Here is a 26,363-nt window from a genome sequence, read left to right as displayed (position 1 = left end):
TTATGCGGGATGGTTGTTACACGGGAGTAGAGATGGTGCAACTTCCGGCCGAGGCGCGGGCCGTGGTCGTCGGCGGCGGTGTCGCCGGATGCAGCGTCGCCTATCATCTCGCCCGGCTCGGCTGGACCGACGTCGTCCTGCTTGAGCGCCACGAGCTGACCGAGGGGACCACCTGGCACTCGGCCGGCTTCGTCGGCCAGCTCAGGTCCACGGTCACCCAGACCCGCATGATCATGTACTCGGCCGGGCTCTACCCCGAACTGCGCGAGCTCACCGGCCTGGACCCGGGCTGGCACGGCGTCGGCGGCCTGCGGCTGGCCACCACCGCCGAGCGGCACGAGGAGCTGCTGCGCCAGGCGGGCGCCGCCGAGACCTACGGGCTGGAGATGGAGCTCCTGTCCGCCGCGGACGCTCAGCGCATGCTGCCGCTGCTGGAGACCGCCGACGTGCGGTCGGCGCTGTGGCTGCCGGGCGACGGCTGGCTCGACCCGGCGAGCCTGGCCCGCGCCCTGGCGGCCGGGGCCGAGAAGCTCGGCGTCCGCATCGTCACCGGCGCCGAGGTGACCGGGGTGGACGTCCGGGACGGCCGGGTGAGCGGCGTCCGGGTGGGCGAGCAGCGCATCGCGACCGGCACCGTGGTCGACGCGGCCGGCGCCGCCGCGGGAGAGGTCGGCCGGCTGGCCGGGGCGCACGTGCCCGTCGTGCCCATCAAGCACCAGTACGTCGTGACGCCGCCGTTCGGGGTGCCCGCCGCCACGCCGACCGTCCGTGACCCCGACAACATCGTGTACTTCCGCGAGGAGGCCGGTGGCGTGCTCGTCGGCGGCTACGTCCGTGACCCGGACGTGTGGGAGTCGGCGGCGCCGCTGGCCGAGCCGCGCACGCTCTTCGACCCCGACATGGCGAAGTTCCGCGAGTCGTGGGAGTCGGCGCGGCGCCGGGTGCCCGAGCTGGCCCGGGTGGTGCCCGGCGACGGCGACGACCCGTCGGCGTTCGCGAAGGTCGTGCACGGCCCCGAGGCGTTCACCCCCGACGGCGAGTTCCTGCTGGGCGAGACGTCGGTGCCCGGCCTGTGGGTGGCGGCCGGGTTCTGCGTGCACGGCCTCGCCGCGGCCGGAGGCGTCGGCAAGGTCATGGCCGAATGGATCGTGGACGGCTCGCCGGAGTACGACGTCTTCGGCATGGACGTCCGCCGGTTCGGCGCGCACGCCCGCGCCCCCCGATGGGCCCGCGCCAAGGCCCTGGACTCCTACAGCAAGTACTACGACGTGGTCTACCCCGGCGAGGAGCGCGCCGCGGCGCGCCCTCTGCGCCGCTCGCCCGCGTGGGTCCGCCACGCGGGGATGGGCGCGGCCTTCGGCGAGAAGGCGGGCTGGGAGCGCGTCAACTGGTTCGAGGCCCCCGGGGCCGGCCGCGACGAGGACCAGGACGAGCGGTTCCGGCCGGCGGGGTGGGCGGGCAGATTCTGGTCGCCCGCGATCCGGGCCGAGTGCCTGGCCACCCGCGACGCGGCGGGGCTGTTCGACCAGACGTCCTTCGCCAAGCTGGAGGTCTCCGGGCTCGCCCGGCTGCAGCGCCTGTTCGCCAACGACCTCGACCGCCCCGCCGGCTCGGTCGTCTACACCCAGATGCTCAACGAGCGCGGCGGCATCGAGGCGGACGTCACCGTGACCCGCCTGGACGACGACCGGTTCCGTGTCGTCACCGGGACGGCGTTCGGCGTGCACGACGCCGCCTGGCTGCGCCGGAACGGGGTGGAGGTCCGCGACGTGACCTCCGCGTACGCCTGCTACTGCCTGTGGGGCCCGAAGGCCCTGGACATCCTGGGCGCGCTCACCGGCGACGACCTCACGTTCGGCTACATGCGGGCCCGGGAGATCACCGTCGGCCACGTGCCGGTGCTGGCCCAGCGGGTGACGTTCGCCGGGGAGTTCGGCTGGGAGCTGTACTGCCCCTCGGAGTACGGCCTGACCCTGTGGGACACGCTCATGGAGGCGGGCGCGCCGCACGGCATGCGCCCCGCCGGGTACAGGGCGCTCGACTGCCTGCGCCTGGAGAAGGGCTACCGGGTCTGGGGCATGGACGTCACCCCCGAGACGACGCCGCTGGAGGCCGGCCTCGGCTTCGCCGTCAGCGACGGCAAGGACTTCCTCGGCCGCGAGGCGCTGGCGCCCCCGCGCCGCTCCCTGCGCTGCCTGGTGCCGGCCGACCCCGCCCAGGTGTGCCTCGGCGGCGAGCCCGTCAGGGTGGACGGCGCCCCGGCGTCCCGGGTGACCAGCGGCGGCTACGGGCACCGCGTCGACCGCTCGATCGCCTACGCCTACCTGCCGGTCGGCGAGGACGGCCCCGGCGCCCCCTTCGCGGGCGAGGTCGAGGTGGGCGTCAACGGCACGTGGGTGCCCGCGAGCGTCGCCGGCGAGCCGCTCTACGACCCGCGCCACGAACGCGTCCGCCGGCTCCCCGCCGGGTAGGCGCGGCGGCCTCAGAAGGTGAGCGGGGGAAGCTCCGCGCGGGTGGGCAGGCCCTGCCAGGAGCTGGGGCTGGTCACCGTGAAGGCCGCCAGGGCGCAGCCGCGCCTCAGGCGGTCGGTGGGGTGCAGCTCCTCAAGCAGGCCGCTGAGGTAGCCGGCCACGAAGGCGCCCCCGGCGCCGTCGGGGTCGAAGACCGTGACCGGCGCGGCCGGGGCGTCGTAGCGCATGCCGTTGACGGTGGCGCTCGCGCCCTTGGCGCCCCGGGTGATCACCAGCTCGCGCGCCGCGCCCATGACCGGCTCGATGAGCGGCAGCTCCTCCGCGTTGGCGAACAGCACGTCGGCGCCGGCGGCGAGCTCGGCCAGCGCCTCGACGGCCTCCTGCCGGTCGGCCCAGAGCGCCGGCCGGTGGTTGACGTCGACCGAGACGGTCACGCCGGCGTCCTTGGCCAGCTTGACGGCGTGGTGGGCGGCGCTCCAGGCGGTGCCGCTGAGCGCCGGGGTGATGCCGGTGAGGTGCAGCACCTTGGCGGCCTGCACCGCGCGCGCCGGGATGTCACCGGGGCCCAGGCGCGAGCCGGCCGAGCCGCCCCGGTAGTGGACCACGTGCCCGGCCCGCCCGATGCGGCGCTGCCGCACGGTGAGGCCGGTGGAGGCCGCGGGGTCGCGCTGGACGTGGGAGACGTCGATGCCCTCGCCGCGCAGGACGGTGACCACCCGCGAGCCGAACTCGTCGGCGCCGACCCTGCCGAGCCAGCACACCGAGTGGTCGAGCCGGGCCAGGCCGACCGCGGTGGTCAGCTCCGCCCCGCCGATGTCGAGACGCGCCTCGGTGTCGTGGCGGAGGCGGTCGGCGGAGAGGACGCCCAGAGCCTCTCCGAGCGTGAAGACCTCGGTCATTTGACGATCTTTCGTGCGGTGCGGATGCCCTTACTGCCGCGCTGATGGGCGAAAGCATGGCAGACACCCGTTGCGCCCACAACGAGATGACCTGTTCTCGCATACGGGAGCCGGGACGACGACGGGCCGCCGCCCCCGGCCCCGCCGCCGTGCGGCGGCGGGGGAGGGAGCGCCGGCCCGCCGAGGTCGCCGGACCGCGGGTCAGTGATCGAAGGCGTCGATCGCGGCCTGGCAGAAGGCCTTGAGATCGTCCGGCTTACGGCTGGTCACCAGGGTGTTGGGGCCGTTCTTGCACACCATGACCTCCTGGTCGGTCCAGGAGGCGCCGGCGTTGTGCAGGTCGGTCCGCAGGCTGGGCCAGGAGGTGACGGCGCGGTCGCCGACGACGCCCGCCTCGATGAGCGTCCAGGGCGCGTGGCAGATCGCGGCCACCGGCTTGCCCGCGTCGAAGAAGCCGCGGGTGAACCGCACGGCCTCGTCGTCCATCCGCAGGTTGTCGGGGTTGGCGACGCCTCCGGGGAGGACCAGGCCGTCGAAGTCGGCGGCGCTGACGTCCTGGACGGTGGTGTCCACCTCGAAGGTGTCGGCCTTGTCGAGGTGGTTGAACGCCTGGATCGTGCCGGGCTGGGTCGAGACGAGCTTGGGTGTGGCGCCGGCCTCCTGGACGGCCCTCCACGGCTCGGTCAGCTCGACCTGCTCGGTTCCCTCGGGGGCCACCAGAAAGGCGATGGTCTTGCCCTGAAGCATGATTTCTCCTCTGACGGCGTTTTCCTTCCTTTCATCAACCGTGCCCGTCAATCGAGGAGATATGCGCCTTTTCAGGCTGAGTGGTGGGTGTTCAGAGCTCCGCGCGGAGACTGTGCAGGAAGCGCTTGGATTCGGCGATCGTGGCCGCCTCCACGCACAGGTGGTCCATGACCTTCATGTAGGGGTCGGTCTCCTCGCGCTTGTCGAGGTAGAGCGCGCTGGTGAGCTGCTCCATGTAGACGACGTCCGGAAGGTCCTGCTCGGTGAAGCGCAGGATGCTGAACGGGCCGCCGGCCGCCGAGTGGCCGCCCTGGCCGAACGGGACGACCTGGACGGTGACGTTGGGCGCCTCGGTGGCCTCGAGCAGCCGCTCGACCTGGGCGCGCATGACGCCGGGGCCGCCGAGCGGGCGCCGCAGCGCCGCCTCGTCGACCAGCGCCCACAGCCTCGGCCCGCCGGTGGCGGTGATCCGTCGCTGGCGGCTGATCCGCAGGTCGACGCGGCGTTCGATCTCGGTGGCGGACGCGCCCGAGTGACCGAGCTGGATCACCGCGCGCGCGTACGCCTCGGTCTGCAGCAGGCCGGGCACGAACTGGATCTCGTAGGTGCGGATCAGCGACGCCGCCTCCTCCAGCCCGATGTACAGCTCGAACCACGTGGGCAGCAGGTCGGTGTACTTGTGCCACCAGCCCGGCTCGTTGGCCTGCTGGGCGAGCTGCAGGAACGCCACCCGCTCGGAGGAGTCGCCCACCTTGTAGAGGGTGAGCAGGTCGGCGATGTCGCGGGGTTTGAAGCCGACCCGGCCGAGCTCCAACCGGCTGATCTTGGCGTGCGAGGCGCGGATCGCCCGGCCCGCCTCCTCGCGCGAGATGCCTCGTGTGGTGCGCAGACGGCGGAGCTGGGCGCCGAGGAGGATGCGCAGCGCGGTCGGCCCCCCGCCCGACCCCGTGATCGGATTTGCCTCCGGTCCGCCTTCCGGCGTGCCGTCCTGCGCGAGCGGCGAGATCATACGAGCTCCCTGGACCACGGACGAATGCGCCGTCAGTGTCTCATCCGGGACCCGGGACGTACACCGCGTCTCACCCACTGAGCCCACCACTCCCTGGAGTAGCGGCACCACTACCGAGCCCCGCCGGGCGGCCTTCCGCCGCTCCGTCGCCGGAGGGCGGGGCTCGTCACCCGGGTCTTTCCGGGGGCTTCGCGCCGGTCAGGCGGCTCCGGGCCGCCCCGCCGGCGGGTGGGGGCCGTCACCCGGGCTGTTTTCCGGGGCCTCGTGCCGGTCAGGCGGCTCCCGGACGCCCCGCCGGCGGGCGGGGGTCGTCGTGCCGCGCCCGCCCGGCGGTTCGCGGGCCGTCGGGCGGCGCCGCGAGAGGGTGGCCCCGTTCCACCGCCAGGCGGGTGAGCTCCACCCGGGAGCCGATGCCGAGCTTGCGGAAGACCTGGCGCAGGTGGAAGGCGACCGTGTGGGCGCTGATGAACATCTGGTCGGCCACCTGGCGGTTGGTCCAGCCCTGAGTGACCAGCAGGCAGACGGCGGCCTCGGTGTCGGTGAGGCTCTCCCATCCCGACACCGGCCGCTCGGCGGTGGCCCAGTGGCGGTGGCGCACGCCCATGCGGCGCAGCCTGCGGCGCACCCGTGCCGCGTCCGGCGTGGACCCGCTCTCGCCGTACTCGGTGAGCGCCAGGTCCAGGGCGCGCACGGCCCCCGGCCGGTCGCCCCGGGCGGTGAGCGCCACGCCGAGGTCCTCGGCGGCCGAGGCGCGCGCCCAGGGGTCGGGGCCCTGCCCGGCGGCCTGGGCCAGGGCGGCGGTGTCGCCGTCGAGCAGGCCCCGGGCGTGGACGGCGGCGGCGCGCGCGGCGGCGAAGCCGGGGTTGGCCGAGGCCAGCGTCCGCGCGGCGCCCGCCGCCCAGCCGGCCGCGGCGCGGTCACCGGCGGCGAGCGCGGCGCGCACCAGCCAGGCGGCGTCCGCCGGGTCGCCGGAGAGCGCGCCGGGCCGCTCCCGCAGCGCGGCGCAGAGGGCGGCGACCTCCTCCAGCGCCGCACCGGGCCCGTCCCGGGCCTCGCCGATCCGCGCGCGGACCATCACCAGGCGGTCCCCCATCGGGGGGCCGACGTCGCGGGGCCGCGCGGGCGGAGTGTCGCGGGCATGCGCGGTGGCGGCGTCCAGGGTGTCCGGCTCCGGCGGAGGCGCGGCCGGGCCGGGCCCTGCGGCGGGGGAGGAATGGGGCCGTGTCGTGGGGATGCCGTGCCCGGCGGCCTGGGCGGCGTCCAGGTGCCGGGCCGCCGCGCGCAGGTCGCCCCGGCGGAGCGCGGCCGTGGCGAGCACGGGCTGGGCGAGCGGGGTGAACAGGTGGGCGCCGTGCGACTCGGCCAGGTCGAGGCCGGCGCGGGCCTCCGCGACGGCGTCGTCGGCCCGGCCGGCGGCCAGCGCGACGCGCGCGCGAATCAGCGCGGGGAGCGCGGCCCACACGCGGTGATCCAGCGCCTCGATCTCCTCCCGGGCCTGCCCCGCCACCGTCCACGCCTCGTCCAGCAGGCGGGCGTCGGCCAGCATGGAAGCCAGGGCCAGGCGCGGGTGGGCGCGCCGCACCGCCGCCGGGGCCCCGCGGGTGCGGCGCACGGCCTCGCGGGCCAGCCCGAGGCCCTCCGCCAGCCGCCCCGACCACCAGCGCGCCGTCGCGAGCACCACCATGGCGCCGGTGACCGCCGCGTCGCCGTGGCGTCCCCCCGACAGCACCGCCTCGGCCTCCCGCCCGGCGCGCTCCACGTCCGACACGGCCAGCCCGTACAGCAGCGCGAGCGTGGCACGATCCCGCAGGTCGCCGTCGGGGCCGGGGCGGGACGTGGACAGGGCGGTCTCGGCCTCCGTGACCTCTTCGACGGAGACCTCTTCGGCGGAGCGGCCGCTCAGGAGCGGGATGCCGGACAGGGCGGCCTCGGCTTCCGCGACCGCTTCGGCGGGCCGGCCGCTCAGGAGCAGGATGCCGGACAGCGCGCACCGGAGCGCGGCGGCTGCCGGGCCGGGCGCGGGGCGGGTCAGGGCCGAGCGTACGAGGTCGCCGGCCTCGGCGAGGCGCCCGGCCTGGGTCAGGGCCTCGGCGGCGGTGACCACGCGGGCGAGCCGGCCGGGATCGGCGTCGTCGCTGAGCAGGACGGCCTGGGCGGCGAGGTCGGCGGCGGCGGGCGGCGAGGTCGTCACGATCTCCGCGACCGCCCGGTCGAGGCTCGTGAGCGTGCGGCCGTCGCCGGGCCGGGCGCCCTCGATGAGGTGGCTCGCCGCGCGCGACGGGCAGCCGCCGCGCTCCAGCAGGGCCCTGCCCACCTGGTGGTGCAGGGCGTGACGCACGGCGGCGGGCAGCGCGGCGGCGACGGCCAGCCAGACCAGCTCGCACCGGAACTCCAGCGCGTCCTCGCCGGCGGCCAGGATGCCCGACTCCAGGGCCTCCTCGAACGCGGGCAGCAGCGCCGCGGGGGTGGCGCCGACCAGCTCGGCCACGTCCTCGGGGGAGAAGGACCGGCCCAGCACGGCCGCCGCCTCGACCAGGTGCCGGGTCTGCGGGCGAAGGCCCGCCATCCGGCACCGTACGGCGGCGTGCACCCGCTCGGGCGGCGGGCGGGCCCCGCCGTCCCGGGCGCCCACCGCGCCCTCCTCGCGCAGACCCGTGACCAGCTCGGTGATCAGCAGCGGATTGCCTCCCGCGCAGGCGGCCAGCTCCAGCAGGGCGGGCTCCGGGACGGCGCCGAGGAGGTCGGCCACGAGGTCGGCGACCGCGCCCTCGCGGAGCGGGCCGAGCCCCACCCGGCGGGCGCCGCGCCGCTCCAGCACGCGGAACAGGCGCCTGGCGGCCTCCCCGGCGGCGTCCCCGGCTCCCGGCGACGCGGGGGGGTGGTGGGGGCCGGCGGCGAACGTGCACCGGGCGAGGACCCAGACCACCGGGACTGCCGCCGGCTCATCCTGCAGGGCCCGCAGGGCCGCCAGCGTGGGAGGGTCGGCCCACTGGAGATCGTCGAGGGCCACCAGCACCGGCCGGGCGGCCGCCCGGCTCACCAGGGCCTCGCGGAGCCGCTCGACCAGCCTGAGGCGGGGGTCGGGCGCGCCGGGGAGCGCCTCACCCGGGGCGGGCATCCGCAGCGCGGTGAACAGCGGCGCGAGCGGGACGAGCGGCGTCATCTCCTCCGCGCGGCCCGCGGCGGGCAGGAAACCCCGGTCGGAGGCGTGGGCGGCGGCCTCGGCGAGCAGGAGGGTCTTGCCCGCGCCCGGCTCGCCCTCGACCAGGAGCGTCCCGCTCTCGCCGTGGGATGCCGCCTTCAGCAGCCGGTCGACGATCTGCCACTCGGTCTCGCGTCCGCGCATGTCTCCCCCCGGCGTCGGGGTCCGGCCCGCGGGGTGGCCCATCGTGTGGCGTGCCACCTCGCTGACCTGCTCTTCCTCACGGTACAGGCGGGTGCGCGACGGCTTGCCGACAGGGCCGCATCCCCCGTCCGGGCGGGACGCGGGCGCCCCGCCGCCGCGCGGACCGCCGGGCGCGCTACTCGCGCCCCCCGGGAGAGCGCCGCCGGCGGGCGCCGGCGGGTGCCGGGCGGCGAACGACTACCCGATCTGAGGATGTGGGCGCGACGCGCGTTGACCAGGGTCGGAAGAGAGGGGGGACGTTCCCGGTGTGAACCACCGGCGCCGGGCGGGCCGCTCCCGCAGCGCGCACGCCACCAGGAGGACAGCCATGGCCAAGGCAGTCGGCATCGATCTCGGCACGACCAACTCCGTCATCGCGACGACCGAGGACGGCCGGCCCGTCGTGGTCCCGAACGCGGAGGGACAGCGGACCACGCCGTCGGTGGTCGCCTTCACCGCCACCGGGGAGCGGCTGGTGGGCCAGCTCGCCCGCCGGCAGGCCATCCTGAACCCGAAGGGCACCGTCTACTCGGTCAAACGGTTCATCGGCCGCCGCTTCGACGAGGTCAGCAACGAGACCGAAGGCGTGTCGTTCGAGGTGGTCCCGGGACCGGACGACGCGGTACGCATCAAGGTCGGCGACAAGCTGTACGCGCCCGAGGAGATCTCGGCGATGATCCTGCGCAAGCTGGTCGACGACGCGGCACGGCACCTCGGCGAGAAGATCACCGAAGCGGTGATCACGGTGCCCGCCTACTTCAACGACGCCCAGCGCCACGCCACCAGGGACGCGGGCCGGATCGCCGGCCTGGAGGTGCTGCGGATCATCAACGAGCCCACGGCGGCGGCCCTGGCCTACGGCCTGGACAAGAAGGGCAGCGAGACCGTCCTGGTCTACGACCTGGGCGGCGGCACCTTCGACGTCAGCGTCCTGGACATCGGCGACGGCGTGATCGAGGTCAGGTCGACCGCGGGAGACACCCACCTGGGCGGCGACGACTTCGACCGGCGCCTGGTCGACCACCTGGCCGACGAGTTCGCCCGTCAGGAGGGCATCGACCTGCGGCGCGACCCCCAGGCGCTGCAGCGGCTGTTCGAGGCCGCGGAGAAGGCGAAGGCGGAGCTGTCGTCGGTCACCCAGACGACCGTCAACCTGCCCTTCGTCACCGCCGACGCCAACGGGCCCAAGCACCTGAACACCACGATCATGCGCTCGACGTTCGAGGAGATCACCCGCGACCTGATCGAACGCACCATGGGCCCGGTCAAGCAGGCGATGGAGGACGCCAGGGTGTCGGCGGACGACCTCGACGAGGTCATCCTGGTCGGCGGCTCCACGCGCATCCCGGCCGTGCAGGCCCTGGTGCGCCGCCTCACCGGCGGCAAGGAGCCCAACATGTCGGTCAACCCCGACGAGGTGGTGGCCGACGGCGCCGCCATCCAGGCCGGGGTGCTGAAGGGCGAGGTCAAGGACGTCCTGCTGCTGGACGTCACCCCGCTGTCGCTCGGCATCGAGACGCTGGGCGGCGTGATGACCAAGATCCTGGAGCGCAACACCACCATCCCGGCCCGCCGCACCGAGACGTTCAGCACGGCCGAGGACAACCAGAGCGCGGTCGACGTGGTGGTCCTGCAGGGCGAGCGCGAACGGGCCGCCGACAACCGGCCGCTCGGCCGGTTCCGGCTGGAGAACATCCGCCCCGGTCCGCGCGGCGACCCGCAGATCGAGGTCACCTACGACGTGGACGCCAGCGGCATCCTCAACGTCACGGCCAAGGACAAGGAGACCGGCGCCGAGCAGCGGATCACGATCAGCGAGAGCTCCAACCTCGACAAGGGCGACATCGAGCGCATGGTCCAGGAGGCCGAGCGGCACCGGGACGAGGACGCGAGGATCCGCGAGGCGGTAGACGCGCGCAACGCGCTGGACTCGGCGGCCTACCAGGTGGAGCGGCGGCTGATCGAGCTGGGGGAGGCGGTGCCGGTGCACGAGAAGGCACGGGCCGAGCAGCTCGTCTCCGACGCGCGCCAGGCGATCAAGGAGGAGGCGCCCGCCGAGCGGCTGCGCGACCTCACCTCCGAGCTCCAGCAGGTGTACCAGAGCCTCGGGGCCGTGTCCGCGCCGGGCGGGGAGCCCGCCGGCGCGCAGGCGGGCGGCCCGGGATCGCAGGGCGCGCCCGGCGGCGAGGACGACGTCATCGACGCCGAGTTCACCACCTCGGACTGATCGCGATGACCCGCCACCAGGACCCCACGCCCGCCGACGGCGGCCCGTGGAGCGACCCCGAGGGAGCCGGCGACGCCCTGCGCGCCGGGGAGGCGGAACGCGCGGCGTTCGCCCGGGCGGCCGCGCCGGACGAGCCGGACGGGCCGGACGGGCCGGACGCCGGCGGCGCGGGGCCGCCCGGCGCGGGCGTGGACCAGAGGATCGCCGAGCTGGAGGACCGCTGGCTGAGGTCGGCCGCCGAGCTGGAGAACCTCAGGAAACGGATCGCCCGGGACGCCGAGCGCATCCGCGACGAGGAGCGGGCGCAGGTCGCCCGTGAGTGGCTCGGCATCGTGGACAACCTCGACCTGGCGCTGCGGCACGCCGCCGCCGACCCCTCGGCCGTCGTCGAGGGGGTGCGCGCCGTGCGCGACCAGGCGGTGGCGCTCCTCGCCCGGCTCGGCTACCCGCGCCACGACGAGGTGGGGGTGCGGTTCGACCCCTCCCTGCACGACGCCGTCGGCACCGTGGAGGACATCGACGCGCAGGCGGGAACCGTCGTCGACGTCGTGCGGCCGGGGTACGGCATGAACGGCCGCCAGCTGCGTCCCGCGTCCGTGATCGTCTCCACGAGGCCGGAGTGAGCGGCGGATGGCCGCGCGCGACTTCTACCGGGACCTGGGAGTGCCGCGGACGGCGAGCCCTGAGGAGATCCAGCGGGCCTACCGCAAGCTCGCCCGCACCAGCCACCCCGACCTGAACAAGAACCCCGGCGCCGAGGAGCGGTTCAAGGACATCTCCGAGGCCTACGACGTGCTGTCCGACCCCGCCAAGCGGCGGCGCTACGACGCGTTCGGCCCCGAGTGGCGGTCGGTGCCCGAGGACGTCGACCCCGAGGCCTGGAAGCGCGCCCAGGGGCGTGCCACGGCCGGGGCGGGAGCCGGCGCCGGGTGGCGTGGCGGCAGGGCCGGCCGCGGCGCCGGCGGGCAGGGCCAGGGGTTCCGGTACACCACCGGTGCCGGGGGCGACGTCGACTTCGAGGACCTGTTCGGCGGCATGTTCGGCGGTGGCGGGGCGCGATGGGGCCCGGTGCCGGGCGCCGACCAGGAGGCGGAGATCACGCTGACCGTCGCCGACGCCTACCGCGGCGGCCGCCGCACGATCACCGTCCGCGGGCCGGACGGCCCCCGCACGATCGAGGTGAACATCCCGCCCGGGGTGACGGACGGCCAGCGCATCCGGCTCGCCGGCCAGGGCGGGGCGGGCGGCGAGGGCGGCAGGGCGGGCGACCTGTACCTGGTCGTCCGGATCGACGATCCGCGCTACCGCGTCGAGGGCCGTGACGTCCACGTGCCGCTGCCGCTGGCCCCCTGGGAGGCGGCGCTCGGCGCCACCGTCGCCGTCGACACCCCCGGCGGGGAGGCCAAGCTCAAGGTGCCGCCGGGCACCTCCACCGGCCGCCGCCTGCGACTGCGCGGCCGTGGGCTGCCGAATCCGAAGGGGAAGCCCGGCGACCTGTACGCCGAGGCGCGGATCGTGGTGCCCCGGAGGCCGTCCGAGGAGGAGCGGCGGCTCTTCGAGCGGCTCGCGGCCGTCTCGGCCTTCAACCCGCGCGACCCGTCGCCGTGAACCGGAGGGAGGGTGCCATGAGCACGGCTATGACCCGCGTCCCCGGCATCGGCCTGGAGACCTTCGCGCGGGCCTGCGGCCTGCATCCCGAGCAGGTGCGGCGGCTGGTGGCCCTCGGCCTGCTCGACCCGGTGGCCGGGCCCGGGGACGCCCTGCGGTTCCCGCCGTCGCAGCTCGTCGTGCTCGGCCGCATCGAGCGCCTGCACGAGGGCCTGTCGCTCAACTACGCCGCCCTCGGCGTCGTCATTCACCTGCTCGACCGCATCGCGGAGCTGGAGGACGCTCTGCGCCGCCGCCCACCAGCGAGGGGAGCACGACCGTGGAGCTCAGCCGACTGACTCGCAGGTCCCAGGAGGCCCTGAACGCGGCCCAGTCCTTGGCCGTCCGCCGCGGTCACACCGAGGTCGACGGCGAGCACCTGCTCATGGCGCTGCTCGAACAGCCCGGGGGGCTGGTGCCCCGCCTGGTGTCCGCGGCCGGCGGCGACCCGGACAAGCTGCGGATGGAGCTGGAGGCCGAGCTGGAGCGGCGGCCCCGCGTCAGCGGACCCGGCGCGCGGCCCGGCGAGGTGCACGTCACCCAGCACCTGTCGCGTGTGCTGGAGGCCGCCGAGCGGGAGGCCGCGCGGCTCAGGGACGAGTACGTCTCGGTCGAGCACCTCCTGCTCGCCATGGTCGCGGACGAGGTGGACGGCGCGGCGGGCCGCCTGCTGCGGGGGCACGGCCTCACCGGTGACCGCCTGCTGGAGGTGCTCACCCAGGTGCGGGGCAACCAGCGTGTCACCTCGGCCGACCCGGAGGTGACCTACGAGGCGCTGGAGAAGTACGGCCAGGACCTGGTGGCCGCGGCGCGCGAAGGCGACATGGACCCGGTGATCGGGCGCGACGGCGAGATCCGCAGGGTCGTCCAGATCCTCTCCCGCAAGTCCAAGAACAACCCGGTCCTCGTCGGCGACCCCGGCGTCGGCAAGACCGCGATCGTCGAGGGGCTGGCGCAGCGCATCGCCCGGGGCGACGTCCCCGAAGGCCTGAAAGGCAAGATCGTCTTCAGTCTCGACATGGGCTCCCTGATCGCGGGCGCCAAGTACCGCGGCGAGTTCGAGGAGCGGCTCCAGGCGGTGCTGACCGAGGTCAAGGCGTCGGAGGGGCGGATCCTGCTCTTCGTCGACGAGGTGCACAACGTCGTCGGCGCCGGCGCGACCGAGGGTTCCATGGACGCCGGCAACATGCTGAAGCCGATGCTGGCCCGCGGCGAGCTGCACCTCATCGGCGCCACGACGGTCGCCGAGTACCGCAAGTACATCGAGAAGGACGCCGCCCTGGAGCGCCGCTTCCAGCCGGTGGTCGTGGACGAGCCCTCCGTCGAGGACGCCATCTCCATCCTGCGCGGCCTGCGGGAACGCCTGGAGGTGTTCCACGGCGTCCGCATCCAGGACGGCGCGATCGTCGCCGCCGTCGTGCTGAGCCACCGCTACATCTCCGACCGGTTCCTGCCCGACAAGGCGATCGACCTCGTCGACGAGGCCTGCGCGATGCTGCGCACCGAGATCGACTCGATGCCCGCGGAGCTGGACGAGCTGACCCGCCGGGTGACGCGCCTGGAGATCGAGGAGGCGGCGCTGGCCAAGGAGGCCGACCCGGCGAGCGCGCAGCGGCTGGAGGCGCTGCGCGCCGAGCTGGCCGACCTGCGCGCGGAGGCCGACGCGATGCGCGCCCAGTGGGAGGCCGAGCGGCACGTGCTCAGGAGGGCGCAGGAGCTGCGCCGGGAGATCGAGGCGGTGCGGCGCGAGGCCGAGGAGGCCACCCGCGCCTACGACCTGAACCGCGCCGCCGAGCTGGCCCACGGCAGGCTGCCGGAGCTGGAGCGCAAGCTGGAAGCGGCGGAGGAGCAGCTCGCCGCCAAGCAGGGCGCCCACCGGCTGCTGCGCGAGGTCGTGACCGAGGACGAGATCGCGTCCATCGTGGCCCGCTGGACCGGCATCCCGGTCTCGCGGCTGAAGGAGGGCGAGCGGCGCAAGCTGCTGCGCCTGGAGGACGTCCTGCACGAGCGGATCATCGGCCAGGACGAGGCGGTGCGCGCGGTGTCGGACGCCATCCTGCGCGCCCGCTCCGGCATCAAGGACCCGCGCCGCCCGATCGGCTCGTTCGTGTTCCTCGGCCCCACCGGCGTCGGCAAGACCGAGCTGGCCAAGGCCCTGGCCGAGGCGCTGTTCGACACCGAGGAGAACATGGTCCGCCTGGACATGAGCGAGTACCAGGAGCGGCACACCGTCAGCAGGCTGGTCGGCGCGCCCCCGGGGTACGTCGGCTACGAGGAGGGCGGGCAGCTCACCGAGGCCGTGCGGCGCAAGCCGTACTCGGTGGTGCTGTTCGACGAGATCGAGAAGGCGCACGCGGACGTGTTCAACACGCTGCTGCAGGTGCTGGACGACGGTCGCCTGACCGACGCGCAGGGCCGCACGGTCGACTTCCGCAACACCGTGGTGATCATGACGTCCAACATCGGGTCGCAGTACCTCATCGACGGCGTGACCCCCGAAGGGGAGCTGGATCCGGGGGCGCGTGAGCTGGTCATGGGCGAGCTGCGGTCGCGGTTCCGCCCGGAGTTCCTCAACCGGCTCGACGACACGGTGGTGTTCAGGCCGCTGACCCTGCCGGAGGTCGAGGAGATCGTGGCGCTGATGTTCGACGACGTCAGGAAGCGGCTCGCGGAGCGGTTCGCCACCCTGGAGGTCACCGGGGAGGCGCTCGCCTTCATCGCACGCCGGGGCTTCGACCCGGTGTACGGCGCCCGGCCGCTGCGGCGGTTCATCGCCCGCGAGGTGGAGACCAGGATCGCCCGCGCGCTGATCGCCGAGGACGTCCGCGAGGGCGCCGTCATCCGCGTGGAGGTGGTGGACGGCGAGCTGACCGTCGCCTACGAGAACCCCGGCCCCGCCGGGGAGGCGTCCGGAGCGGTTTGAAATCGCCTACCCGGAAATGTCAATAAAATTCCGTTGAGGGCTGAATACGTCCTCAGCGTAATATCTCCGCGAGAAAATGTGCTTTCGGTGAAATAGGTTACGGCCCGAACGGGTTTCTGGCAACGTTGCTGAATATCGATCCCGCGGCCCAGGCGCCGCGCCCGTTCGACCTTGAAAGCAGGTGGCCCGTGACTCCGCGCCGTTCTTCCAGTGATCCTCTCGCCGGAGCCGTCTCCCCCGTCGCCCGCGGCGCCGAGGCCCCGTACGCGTACGGGCAGCTCGCCATGGTCAGCGACCGGCTGCTTCGTGAGCGGATCATCTTCCTCGGCCAGGAGGTCGACGACGAGATAGCCAACCGCATCTGCGGTGAGCTGCTGCTGCTCGCGGCCGACGACGCCGACCGCGACATTTTCCTTTACATCAACTCGCCGGGCGGTTCCGTGACGGCGGGCATGGCGATTTACGACCTGATGCAATATGTCCCGAACGACATCGCGACGGTGTCGATGGGCCTGGCGGCCTCCATGGGGCAGTTTCTGCTGTGCGCCGGCACGCCGGGCAAGCGTTACGCGCTGCCGCATTCGCGTATCATGATGCATCAGCCGCTCGGCGGCATCGGCGGCACGGCGTCCGACATCAGCATCCAGGCCGAGCAGATGCTCTTCACCAAGAAGAAGCTCGCCGAGCGCATCGCCTTCCACACCGGCCGGCCGGTCGAGCAGATCGAGCGCGACTCCGACCACGACCGGTGGTTCACGGCCGAGGAGGCCCGGGAATACGGCATCGTCGACCACGTCGTCCGCCGGGCCGCACTCGTCCCGTCGGCCGGCCCGGTGTCGTGACCTCCGCCGAGACCGCGCCCCCCGCGCGACCACACCATCGCCCACGACGAGCGGAGCACCCATGACCGGTACGAACGGCTCCCGGCGCGGCGCCGGCACGATGCCCATCACCGATCGTTACATCCTGCCGTCCTTCACCGAGCGCACGTCGTACGGCAGCAAGGAGATGAACCCCTACAACAAGCTGTTCGAGGAGCGCATCATCTTCCTCGGCACGCAGATCGACGACACCTCGGCCAACGACGTGATGGCGCAGCTCCTCACGCTGGAGTCGCTCGACCCCGACCGCGACATCAGCATCTACATCAACTCGCCGGGCGGGTCGTTCACCGCGATGACGGCGATCTACGACACGATGCAGTTCGTCCGCCCCGACATCCAGACGGTGGTGATCGGCCAGGCGGCCTCGGCCGCGGCCGTGCTGCTCGCGGCGGGCACGCCGGGCAAGCGCGGAGCGCTGGCGCGGGCGCGCGTGCTGCTCCACCAGCCGTCCATGGAGGGCGTCTACGGGCCGTCGAGCGACATGGAGATCCAGGCGCGCGAGATCCTGCGCACCCGCGAGCTGCTGGAGCGGCTCGTCGCCCGGCACTCCCTGCGCGCGCCCGCGACCGTGCGCACCGACATCGAGCGCGACAAGATCCTCACCGCCGAGGAGGCGAAGGACTACGGGCTGGTGGACGACATCTTCGTCAGCCGCAAGCGCATCCCCGTGGCGGCCGGGGCCCGCTGAGCCGGCCCCGGGAACGGCGAAGGCGCCGCCCCGCCGGTCGAACGGCGGAGGCGGCGCCCCTTGAGGCGCGAGGTCGTCAGACCTGGCCGGCCTTCTCCAGGGCCGTGCAGCAGGTGTCGACGATCAGGCGGGTGACCACGTACGGGTCGGCGTTGGCGTTCGGGCGACGGTCTTCGATGTAGCCCTGCTTGTCGACCTCCACCTGCCACGGGATGCGCACGGAGGCGCCGCGGTTGGAGACGCCGTAGCTGTACTCGCTCCACGGGGCGGTCTCGTGCAGGCCGGTGAGGCGGTGCTGGATGTCGGCGCCGTAGCCCTTGATGTGCTCCTGCGGCTTCTCGCCGAGGGCCTCGCACGCGGTGATGATGGCCTCGTACGACGAGCGCATCGCCTTGGTGGAGAAGTTGGTGTGCGCGCCGGCGCCGTTCCAGTCGCCCTTGACCGGCTTGGGGTCGAGCGTCGCGGAGACGCCGAAGTCCTCGGCGATGCGGTAGAGCAGCCAGCGGGCGATCCACAGGTGGTCGGAGACGTCGACCGGCCCGGCCGGGCCCACCTGGAACTCCCACTGCCCGGGCATGACCTCGGCGTTGATGCCGGAGATCGCCAGGCCGGCGGTGAGGCAGGCGTCGAGGTGCGCCTCGACGATCTCGCGGCCGTACACCTCGTCGGCGCCGACGCCGCAGTAGTAGAAGCCCTGCGGGGCCGGGAAGCCGCCGGCGGGGAAGCCGAGCGGGCGGCCGTCCTTGAAGAAGGTGTACTCCTGCTCGATGCCGAACCAGGAGTCCTGGTCGGCGAAGCGCTCGGCGATCGGCGTGAGCTGGGCACGCGTGTTGGTGGGGTGCGGGGTCATGTCGGTGAGCAGCACCTCCGCCAGCACCAGCACGTCGTCGCCGCCCCTGATCGGGTCGGGGCAGGAGAAGACCGGCTTCAGCACGCAGTCAGAGGCCTTGCCCGGCGCCTGGTTGGTGCTCGAACCGTCGAAGCCCCAGATCGGCAGGTCGGCTCCGTCGGCGAGAATCCTGGTCTTCGACCTCAGCCGAGCGGTCGGCTCGGTGCCGTCGATCCAGATGTATTCAGCCTTGTAGGTCACGTCATTCCCTTCGGCAGGACGGACCCTTCGCGGGTCCCCGCAACGCCGAACTTGTCAAGCGGCGGTTTCGGACCTGTTGCCCGTGGATAAACGGCATGTGAAATAGGGCCCCGGCGCGGTGATCCTCCTCACACGCGAGCACCGGCGGGGCGCCCCTGACCTGCGGGGACACCCTACCGGTGTCCCCGCAGGCCAGGGCAAGGCGCCGTCAGGCCGGGGAGGCCTCAGACCATCAGACCCCGCGCCGCATCGCGCGGGTGCCGAGGGCGAGGCCGATCACCGCCACCGCGGCCGCCGCCAGCCCGCCGTACAGCACCGGCATCTCGGTGAACCGGCCGGCGAACAGGGCGCGCTCGGCCTCGGTGATGTAGTAGACGGGGTTGACCGCGGCCACCGCCCGCATCCAGCCGGGCCCGGAGTCGACCGGGAGCAGCATCCCCGACAGCAGCATCAGCGGGAAGAGCGTGACCTGGGTCACCAGCCAGAACAGCTCCCCGCCCGGCCGGGAGACGATGGCCAGCACGAACGACAGCGAGCCCAGCCCGACCCCGAAGACGACGAGCAGCGCGAGCCCGGCCAGGATGCCCGCGGGGCTCGACCGGAAGCCCAGCGGCAGCGACAGGCCGATGAGCAGCAGGGCCTGCACCAGCAGGATCGCGAACTCCTTCGCCGTCCTGCCGATCAGCATCGCCGTGCGGTTCATCGGCGTCACCAGCATGCGCTCCATGGAACCGCCGGCCAGCTCCATCAGCAGGGAGTACCCGGCCATCAGCGGCCCCGAGAGGCACATCATGACCAGGATGCCGGGCACGAACCACTGCCACGCCGAGCCCTCGCCCTGGCCGGCGAACCCCGGGGTGCCCGCGAGCAGCGATCCGAACAGGATCAGGAACAGCAGCGGCTGCCCCATCGTGAACAGCATGATGAACGGCTGGCGCAGGTAGGGGACGAACTCCCGGGAGAACGCCGTCCCGGTGTCGCGGAGGAAGGCGGTGGTCACGCCTCACCGCCCTTCGCGGGAGGGGCCGGCGTGGCCGCGCTCTCGCTCTCGCGCAGCGTGCGGCCGGTGAGGGCGAGGAACACGTCGTCCAGCGTGGGGCGCGCGGTCTCGGCCGTGGCGGCCTTCACCCCCGCGGCGTCCAGCGCCCGCAGGTACTCCGGGAGCGTGGTGCCGGCGTGCGCCACCCGCAGGCGCACCGTCGTCCCGTCGACCTCGGTGCCGGACGGCGCGGCGACCCGCTCGGCGATCCGCGCGGCCTCCTCGGCGTCCTCGCGGCCGTGCGTGGTGATCGTGACGCGGTCGCCCGCCAGGTCGCTCTTCAGCCCCTCGGCGGTCCCGTCGGCGATGATCCGGCCGTGGTCGATGATCACCACGCGCTCGGCCATGTTGTCGGCCTCCTCCAGGTAGTGGGTGGTCAGGAACAACGTGGTGCCGTGCTCGCGGCGCAGCCGCAGGATGTGCTCCCAGATGTTCGCCCGGCTCTGCGGGTCCAGGCCGGTGGACGGCTCGTCCAGGAACAGCAGCTTCGGCCGGTGGACCAGCCCCAGCGCGATGTCCAGGCGGCGCCGCTGGCCGCCCGACAGGCTGTCGGCCTTGCGTCTGGCCAGCGGCCGCAGGTCGAGCAGCTCCAGGACCTCGGCGGCCCGCCGCCGTGCCTCCGGGATCCGGAGCCCGTAGGCGCGTCCCTGGGTCACCAGCTCGTCCAGCACGCGGTACCCCTCGGCGGCGCCGTTCTTCTGACCGACGTAGCCGATGCGGGCCCGCACGCCGGCGGGGTCGGAGGTGACGTCGCACCCCGCCACGGTCGCCGTGCCCGAGGTCGGCGGCAGCAGCGAGGTGAGAATGCGCAGGCTCGTGGACTTTCCCGCGCCGTTCGGGCCGAGAAAGGCCACGAGCTGGCCGGGTTCCACGTCGAGGTCGATGCCGCGCACGGCCTCGACGAAGTCGCGCCGTTTGACTCTGAACCGCCGGGTCAGTCCCCGGGCATGAATCATCGGTCCCTCCTCGGGATGATGGACGATCGCGGGCATGACAAAGAAAGCCCTGCTCAGGGGCGGTTTTCGGAAGTTTCCTCATCTTCGGCCACGCGCCAGGCATCTGGCAAACGTGAAATGGACCTTCACATACCGGGCTGACCTGCGAAGACGCGTTTCCGCGTCCAGGTGGCAGGGCCGCGCGAGAGGCTTTTTTCCGGCGGCGCGACCCCCGCCGATCTGCGGTTTCCCGGTCCGCGGGGAAGGGCGGGCAAGAAATCTCACCCGCGCCCGTTCAAGGGGGGTGTGCGTGGGTCGTCGCGGCCCCGGGGAATGTCTCAGGGCGCTTCGGCGGCGCCGGGACCGAGACCTCGGGGCGCGGAGGTGTCAGCCCGTTCGGGGCGGACGCCGGGCGCGGCCACGGCTGGGGAGAGGGAGAGGGACAGGGGCTGGTGTTCGGGGCGGGGGTTCAGCCCAGTTCTGTTCGGACGTCCTGGCGGACGGCGGCGAGGTCGAGGCCGGCGTCGGCGAGCACGCGGGCCGCCAGGCCGTCGCCGTCCCTGAGCAGGCCGAGCAGGATGTGGCCGGCGGCGATGTGGTCGTGCTTGAGGTTGAGGGCCTCGCGCAGCGACAGTTCGAGGGCCTTCTTGGCGTGCGGGCTGAAGGGCAGGTGCTCGCCGAGCAGCCGTGACAGGCCGCGCCTGCGGGCGGGCTTGCGGTCGAGCGCGCCGGGGCCGAAGACGGCCTCGACCTTCTCCCGCACGGCGTCGAGGTCGACGCCGATGGACCCCAGCGCCTCGGCGTCCAGGTCGTCCCCGGCCGGGCCGCCGAGGCGGCGGACGACCGCGTCGCTGACCTGGTCGTGGTCGATCCCGTGCCGGGCCAGCACCCTGGCGGGCACGGTGCCGGTCTGCCGCAGGAGCGCGAGCAGGAGGTGCTCGGAGCCGATGTGGTCGTGGGTCAGCAGCCGGGCCTCGGTCTGGGCCAGCGTGACCGCCTGCCGGGCATCCGCGTGGAACCTCTCGAACATGCCTACATCTCCCGTCTCAGCAGCCCGCGGCCGCCGGCGTACTTCTTGTGAACCGCCTGCCTGGTCACGCCCAGCAGCACCGCGATCTCCTGCCAGGACCAGCCCTGTTCGCGCGCGTTCTCCACCTGGAGCGCCTCAAGGCGCTCCACCAGAGTCCGCAGCGCCCGAACGGCGCGAAGTCCAACGGAGGGGTCGCGACTGCCGGCGTCGGAGGCGAGCTGTGCCGTGTCGCTCATGAGTGTCAATATAGGTTGACGCCCATCCGGTGTCAACCTTGGTTGACGCGCGTGCGCGGGAAGATCTGCGACGGACCCGGCGGCGCCGCGTGTTTTCGCTGGTGCCGCCGCGTGGAGGCTGGATAAATGGTTTGCCGGGCCCACCTCGGGTGCGACAGCCTTGAAGGCCTATGCGCTCCCTTCCCGTCGCCGATCCCGGCGTGCCCGATGCCCGCAGCCCTTTCCGGTACCTGTGGTGGATCGCGCGCGGGCAGAAGGGGCCGCTGCTGATCGGCATCGGGTACGCGGTGCTGTGGTATCTGGCGCAGGCGCTGGTGCCCGCGGTCATCGGCCGCGCGATCGACAGCCTCACCGCCGAGGACGCCGAAGGGCTCGTCCGCTGGTCGGCCGTGCTGCTCGGCCTCGGCAGCGTCACGGCCTTCGGCGGCATCATGCGCCACCGGTTCGCGGTCTACACCTGGCTGGGCGCCGCCTACCGCACGGTGCAGGTGACCGCCCGGCAGGCCACCCGGCTGGGCGCGACGCTGCCGAAGCTGCTCTCCACCGGTGAGGTGATCAGCGTCGGCAACTCCGACATCGCCCACATCGGCAACTCCATGGACATCCTGCTGCGCGGCAGCGGCTCGGTCGTCGCGATCGGCACGGTCACCGTCATCCTGCTCGGCACCTCGCCGCAGCTCGGCCTGATCGTGCTGGTCGGCGTGCCGCTGATGGCACTGGCGGTCGCCCCGCTGCTGCGCCCGCTGCACCGCAGGCAGCACCGGCAGCGCGACCTTCAGGGCGATCTCGCCACCCGCGCCTCCGACATCGTGGCGGGCCTGCGGGTGCTGCGCGGCATCGGCGGCGAGCGGGTCTTCGCCGACCGCTACCGCGAGGAGTCCCAGAAGGTGCGGCACGCCGGGGTGCGGGTCGCCTCGATCGACGCCGCCCTGGAGGGGGCGCAGCTCCTGCTGCCCGGGATACTGGTGGCGTTCGTCACCTGGCGCGGAGCCCACCTGGCCCAGGACGGCGCGATCACCGTCGGCCAGCTCGTCGCCTTCTACGGCTACGCGCTGTTCCTGATAGGCCCGCTGCGCACCCTGACGGAGGCCGCCGACAAGCTCACCAAGGGCCACGTGGCCGCGCGTCGCGTCGTCCGCATCCTCGCCCTGGACCCCGAGATCACCGGCGCGCCCGCACCCCGGGGCGACCAGGCGTCAGCCGCCGGCACACGCGGCGGAAACCGCGAGGCCGCCCACGGCGCCGGCCAGGAGACCTCCGCCGCCCCGCGCGGCGGCGAGCGGGCCGGCGACACCACGCCCGGCGGCGACCTGGTGGACACCGCCTCGGGCGTCACCGTGCGGTGCGGGCGGTTCACCGCCCTGGCCGGCACGACCCCCGAGGAGGCCGTCACCGTCGCCGACCGGCTCGGGCACTACGTCCCCGCCGACGTCACCTTCGGCGGCGTCCAGCTCCGCGATCTGCCGCTGGCCGAGGTGCGCGGGCGCGTCCTGGTGGCCGACAACGCCGCCCGGCTGTTCACCGGGCGGCTGCGCGACCAGCTCGACGTCACCGGTTCGGCGTCGGAGGACGACCTGGCGCACGCGCTGCACACGGCCTGCGCCGAGGACGTCGTCGAGGCGCTGCCCGAGGGCCTGGAGTCGCACGTGGCCGAGGCCGGCCGCGAGTTCTCCGGCGGCCAGCAGCAGCGCCTGAGGCTGGCGCGCGCCCTGCTCGCCGACCCCGAGGTGCTGGTGCTGGTCGAGCCCACCAGCGCGGTCGACGCCCACACCGAGGCGCGCATCGCCGAGCGGCTCGGCAAGGCCCGCCTCGGACGCACCACGCTGGTCTGCACGACCAGCCCGCTGGTCCTCGACCGGGCCGACCACGTGATCTTCATCGACGGCGGCCTGGTACGCGCCGAGGGCTCCCACCGGGCCCTGCTCGCGTCCGCCCCCGCCTACCGCGCGACCGTCACCCGAGGGGAGGACTAGGCATGGACGACACCACCGGCACGACCTCCCCCTCCACGGGGCAGGCGAAGCCCGGCGACCCGCTGACCGCGTCCCCGGGCGGGCAGGCCGGCCCGGCCGTCGACGGCCGGGCCCCGGCCGCGTCCCCGGCGGGCGCGTCCCCGGCGGGTGCGGCACCCGGCCCGGCGGCGGCCGGCGGCGACCCCACGCGCATCCTGCCCGTCGCCGACCAGGCGCAGGTACGGGCGTACGCGCGGCGGCTGACGCTGAAGTACCCGCGCCGGCTCGGCGTCGCGCTCGGCCTGCACGGCCTGGCGGCGGTCGCGGGGCTGGCCGGCCCCCGGCTGCTCGGCGATCTGGTGCAGGGGGTCCGCGACGGCAGCGGCGTCGACGTCGACGTGGTCGTGCTCACCATCGCGGGCTTCATCCTGGTCCAGGCCGTCCTGATCCGGTTCGCCGTGTACGCCTCGGCCAAGCTGGGCGAGAAGGTGCTGGCGGAGCTGCGCGAGGAGTTCGTCGACCGCGTGCTCGCCCTGCCGCTGTCCACGGTCGAGCGCGCGGGCACCGGCGACCTCGTGACCCGCACCTCCCGCGACGTCGACGCGCTGTCGCGCACGGTGCGGCACGCCGTCCCGGAGACCCTGATCGCCGTGGTCGCGGGCGCGTTCGTGCTCGGCGCGCTGCTGCTCGTGGGCCCGCTGCTGATGCTGCCCGCGCTGGTCGCCGTCCCGCTGATCTGGATCTCCACCCGCTGGTACCTCAAGCGGGCCAGGGACGGCTACCTGCGCGAGAACGCCGCGTACGCGGAGATGACCGCAGGGCTCAGCGAGACCGTCGAGGGCGCGAGGACCGTCGAGGCCTACAACCTGCAGCGCCGCAGGCACGAGCGCACCGACACCGACATCGCGCGGTCGTGGGCCGCCGAGCGCTACACGCTGAGCCTGCGCACGGTGTGGTTCCCCGCCGTCGAGTTCGGCTACGTCCTGCCCGTCGTGGCCACGCTGCTGGCCGGCGGCCTGTTCCACCTGAACGGGTGGGTGTCGCTGGCCCAGGTCACCGCCGCCACGCTGTACGTGCAGCAGCTCATCGACCCGCTCGACCGCTTCCTGTCGTGGGTCGACGAGCTGCAGGTCGGCGGCGCGTCCATGGCGCGCCTGCTGGGCGTGGCCAACGTGCCCGACGACCGCGCGCCCGGCGCGCGCCGCCCCGACGGCGAGGCCATCGTCGCCGACGACGTGCGCTACGCCTACCGCGAGGGCCGCGACGTGCTGCACGGCGTCTCGCTGGACCTCGCCCCGGGCGAGCGGCTCGCCATGGTGGGCCCGTCCGGCGCCGGCAAGTCGACGCTGGGCCGGCTGCTGGCGGGCATCCACGGCCCGCGCACCGGCGCGGTCACCGTCGGGGGAGTGCCGCTGGTCGACCTTCCGCTCGACGAGCTGCGCGGGCACGTCGCGCTGGTCACCCAGGAGCACCACGTGTTCCGGGGCACCGTGCGCGACAACGTGCTCATCGGCCGCCCCGGCGCCGGGGACGACGAGGTCACGGGGGCGCTGCGGGCGGTGGACGCCTGGGAGTGGGTCGAAGCCCTGCCGGACGGCCTCGGCACCGTCGTCGGCTCGGGCGGCCTCGCGGTCTCGCCCGCGCAGGCGCAGCAGGTGGCCCTCGCCCGGCTGGTGCTCGCCGACCCGCACACGCTGGTCCTCGACGAGGCCACCTCGCTCATCGACCCCCGCGCGGCCCGGCATCTGGAACGCTCGCTCGCCGCCGTCCTGCAGGGCCGCACGGTGATCGCCATCGCGCACCGCCTGTACACCGCGCACGACGCCGACCGCGTGGCCGTCGTCGAGAACGGCCGCATCACCGAACTCGGCTCCCACGAGGAGCTGGTGGCGGCCGAAGGCCCCTACGCCGCCCTCTGGCAAAGCTGGCACGGCACCTCCCGCTAACTGGCTCACCCCACCGTCCGCCGGGGGGTGAGCCAGGTGCCCCCGCGGTAGCGCCCACCCAGCGGTCGTCACTGATCCAGGAGCCGTCCCCGGACCGTCTTCGATCGGAGGGCCGTCCCTGAAATGGTGCCTTCGGCGCGCCCTTCTCAAGGGCGACTCTCGCCCTGCCCACCATTCACCGTCGCGCGGGCGACCTGCCACCAGCGCGACGGCGGGCGAAGGGGCTGAATGAGGGGCGCCCTGGAAGGCTGGGCCGAAGGCGCCATTTCAGGGACGGCCGGACGAACACCTCACCTGGAGGACGGGAGACCGATCCTCGGACGGCCGGCGGCGCCGGGTCAGCGGGGTGGGAGGGCTTGGGACCAGGTCAGGGCGGCGGGGAGGATGGCGGTGACCGGGGGGACGTGGGGGTACCAGGTGCGTTCCCACTCCAGGGAGATCCAGCCGTTGTAGCGGTGGTCGGCCAGGAGGCGCTGGATCCGGGGGAGCGGGACGCTTCCGGTGCCCAGGGGGACGGGGGTGGTGTCGGTGGCCGAGACGGCGTCCTTGATCTGCACGTAGCCGAGGTGGTCGCCGAGGGCGGCCAGGGTGTCCGGCGGGTCCTCGCCGTGCCGCCACGGGTGCAGGACGTCCCAGATCGCCCCGGTGACCTCGGGCACGGCCGCCGCCTCCAGCAGGTGCCGCACCCGGCGGCCCGTGGCGTGGGAGTCGTGCGTCTCCACCAGCACCCGCACCCCTGCCTCCCCCGCCTGCCCGGCGACCGCGCGCAGCCGCCGCGCCGCCCGCTCGGCGTCCGGGTCGTCCGTCTGGGTCTCCGGGTCACCGCCGGGGAAGACACGCAGGTGGCGGGCGCCGAGGTCGGCGGCGAGGGTGATCTCGGCGCGCAGGGAGTCCAGGACGTCCGCGTCGGGCGCCGGGGCGGCGACGCGGGTGTACCCGGCGACGGCGAGCGCGACCAGGCCCGCGTCGGCGAGCACGTCGCGGGCACGCGCGCGTTCCCGCGCGGACATGCCGACGTGCACACCGGTGTCGGGGTGGGCTCGCAGCTCCAGCCCCGCGCACCCGGCCCTCGCGGCGACGCGGCACGCCTCGGCCAGGTCGCTCCCCGGCAGCCCGAGCGTGCTCACCGCCAGCGGCCAGGCCGTCATCGCGCTGCCTGGTGCCGGGCCCGTGGCGGCGGCCCCGCGGGGCGGGGCTCGGCGGAGCGGGTGCCCGTCGGGCCGGGGGTGTCCGGTACGGGGGGACGGGACGTCAT

General features: G+C 74.1%; 20 protein-coding genes. 10 read left to right on the top strand and 10 right to left on the bottom strand.

The window, feature by feature from the left end; genetic code table 11:
• Positions 1 to 32 precede the first annotated feature (32 nt).
• A complete protein-coding gene (locus PYR91_RS31255; RefSeq protein WP_279785698.1) occupies positions 33 to 2,471 on the top strand; it encodes an FAD-dependent oxidoreductase in 2,439 nt (812 codons plus the stop codon).
• Positions 2,472 to 2,482: 11 nt separating this feature from the next.
• Here the strand turns inward: PYR91_RS31255 and PYR91_RS31250 are convergent, their stop codons facing one another.
• The 4 genes from PYR91_RS31250 to PYR91_RS31235 form a co-directional block, all read right to left on the bottom strand.
• Entirely contained in the window at positions 2,483 to 3,370 is an 888-nt protein-coding gene (locus PYR91_RS31250) for a sugar kinase (RefSeq protein WP_279785696.1), read from the bottom strand.
• 201 nt (positions 3,371 to 3,571) lie between these two features.
• Positions 3,572 to 4,117: a type 1 glutamine amidotransferase gene (locus tag PYR91_RS31245; protein ID WP_279785694.1), complete on the bottom strand. Its 546-nt coding sequence runs from the start codon at positions 4,115 to 4,117 to the stop codon at positions 3,572 to 3,574.
• Positions 4,118 to 4,208: 91 nt separating this feature from the next.
• Entirely contained in the window at positions 4,209 to 5,126 is a 918-nt protein-coding gene (locus tag PYR91_RS31240) for a helix-turn-helix transcriptional regulator (RefSeq protein ID WP_279785692.1), read from the bottom strand.
• A 271-nt stretch (positions 5,127 to 5,397) separates the two neighbouring features.
• Positions 5,398 to 8,472, bottom strand: coding sequence for an AAA family ATPase (locus PYR91_RS31235; protein ID WP_279785690.1), 3,075 nt, complete (start codon positions 8,470 to 8,472; stop codon positions 5,398 to 5,400).
• A gap of 367 nt (positions 8,473 to 8,839) precedes the next feature.
• Between PYR91_RS31235 and dnaK the strand changes: the two genes are divergently transcribed.
• The 7 genes from dnaK to PYR91_RS31200 all read left to right on the top strand — a co-directional run bounded on the left by dnaK (position 8,840) and on the right by PYR91_RS31200 (position 16,880).
• Positions 8,840 to 10,738, top strand: a complete 1,899-nt coding sequence (gene dnaK, locus PYR91_RS31230; RefSeq protein WP_279785688.1) for a molecular chaperone DnaK — start codon at positions 8,840 to 8,842, stop codon at positions 10,736 to 10,738.
• A 5-nt stretch (positions 10,739 to 10,743) separates the two neighbouring features.
• Entirely contained in the window at positions 10,744 to 11,361 is a 618-nt protein-coding gene (locus tag PYR91_RS31225; protein ID WP_279785686.1) for a nucleotide exchange factor GrpE, read from the top strand.
• Positions 11,362 to 11,368: 7 nt separating this feature from the next.
• Positions 11,369 to 12,346 carry a DnaJ C-terminal domain-containing protein gene (locus PYR91_RS31220; RefSeq protein WP_279785684.1) on the top strand — a complete coding sequence of 326 codons (978 nt, stop codon included), beginning with the start codon at positions 11,369 to 11,371 and terminating at the stop codon, positions 12,344 to 12,346.
• A gap of 17 nt (positions 12,347 to 12,363) precedes the next feature.
• A complete protein-coding gene (locus tag PYR91_RS31215) occupies positions 12,364 to 12,684 on the top strand; it encodes a chaperone modulator CbpM (RefSeq protein WP_279785682.1) in 321 nt (106 codons plus the stop codon).
• A complete protein-coding gene (gene clpB, locus PYR91_RS31210; RefSeq protein WP_279785680.1) occupies positions 12,666 to 15,308 on the top strand; it encodes an ATP-dependent chaperone ClpB in 2,643 nt (880 codons plus the stop codon). The genes PYR91_RS31215 and clpB overlap by 19 nt, the downstream gene beginning before the upstream one ends.
• Before the next feature lie 284 nt (positions 15,309 to 15,592).
• Positions 15,593 to 16,150: an ATP-dependent Clp protease proteolytic subunit gene (locus PYR91_RS31205; protein WP_279785678.1), complete on the top strand. Its 558-nt coding sequence runs from the start codon at positions 15,593 to 15,595 to the stop codon at positions 16,148 to 16,150.
• Positions 16,151 to 16,211: 61 nt separating this feature from the next.
• On the top strand, positions 16,212 to 16,880 hold the full coding sequence (locus PYR91_RS31200) for an ATP-dependent Clp protease proteolytic subunit (protein ID WP_279785676.1): 669 nt from the start codon (positions 16,212 to 16,214) through the stop codon (positions 16,878 to 16,880).
• A gap of 76 nt (positions 16,881 to 16,956) precedes the next feature.
• On the opposite strand, the gene glnII is transcribed toward PYR91_RS31200, so the two are convergent.
• The 5 genes from glnII to PYR91_RS31175 form a co-directional block, all read right to left on the bottom strand.
• Positions 16,957 to 17,970 (bottom strand): glutamine synthetase, encoded by a 1,014-nt coding sequence (gene glnII / locus PYR91_RS31195; RefSeq protein WP_279785674.1) that lies wholly within the window; start codon positions 17,968 to 17,970, stop codon positions 16,957 to 16,959.
• 232 nt (positions 17,971 to 18,202) lie between these two features.
• Positions 18,203 to 18,970 carry an ABC transporter permease gene (locus tag PYR91_RS31190; RefSeq protein WP_279785672.1) on the bottom strand — a complete coding sequence of 256 codons (768 nt, stop codon included), beginning with the start codon at positions 18,968 to 18,970 and terminating at the stop codon, positions 18,203 to 18,205.
• The gene (locus PYR91_RS31185; protein ID WP_279785671.1) at positions 18,967 to 19,965 is read right to left on the bottom strand and encodes an ATP-binding cassette domain-containing protein; all 999 of its coding nucleotides are present in this window, start codon (positions 19,963 to 19,965) and stop codon (positions 18,967 to 18,969) included. Before PYR91_RS31185 ends, PYR91_RS31190 begins: the two co-directional genes overlap by 4 nt.
• A 448-nt stretch (positions 19,966 to 20,413) precedes the next feature.
• Positions 20,414 to 20,974 carry a Clp protease N-terminal domain-containing protein gene (locus PYR91_RS31180; protein WP_279785669.1) on the bottom strand — a complete coding sequence of 187 codons (561 nt, stop codon included), beginning with the start codon at positions 20,972 to 20,974 and terminating at the stop codon, positions 20,414 to 20,416.
• 2 nt (positions 20,975 to 20,976) lie between these two features.
• A complete protein-coding gene (locus tag PYR91_RS31175) occupies positions 20,977 to 21,210 on the bottom strand; it encodes an RNA polymerase subunit sigma-70 (protein WP_279785667.1) in 234 nt (77 codons plus the stop codon).
• Positions 21,211 to 21,380: 170 nt separating this feature from the next.
• Between PYR91_RS31175 and PYR91_RS31170 the strand changes: the two genes are divergently transcribed.
• Both PYR91_RS31170 and PYR91_RS31165 read left to right on the top strand, forming a co-directional pair.
• A complete protein-coding gene (locus tag PYR91_RS31170; RefSeq protein ID WP_279785665.1) occupies positions 21,381 to 23,183 on the top strand; it encodes an ABC transporter ATP-binding protein in 1,803 nt (600 codons plus the stop codon).
• Between the two features lie 2 nt (positions 23,184 to 23,185).
• Positions 23,186 to 25,108 (top strand): ABC transporter ATP-binding protein, encoded by a 1,923-nt coding sequence (locus PYR91_RS31165; protein ID WP_279785663.1) that lies wholly within the window; start codon positions 23,186 to 23,188, stop codon positions 25,106 to 25,108.
• A gap of 338 nt (positions 25,109 to 25,446) precedes the next feature.
• Here the strand turns inward: PYR91_RS31165 and PYR91_RS31160 are convergent, their stop codons facing one another.
• Positions 25,447 to 26,256, bottom strand: coding sequence for a sugar phosphate isomerase/epimerase (locus PYR91_RS31160; RefSeq protein ID WP_279785661.1), 810 nt, complete (start codon positions 26,254 to 26,256; stop codon positions 25,447 to 25,449).
• Positions 26,257 to 26,363 lie beyond the last annotated feature (107 nt).

It is taken from the genome of Sphaerisporangium sp. TRM90804 (assembly GCF_029846175.1).
Classification (GTDB): Bacteria; Actinomycetota; Actinomycetes; order Streptosporangiales; family Streptosporangiaceae; genus Sphaerisporangium.
The sequence above is the reverse complement of the archived record's forward strand: the minus strand, read 5'-3'. Positions and strand labels throughout refer to the sequence as shown.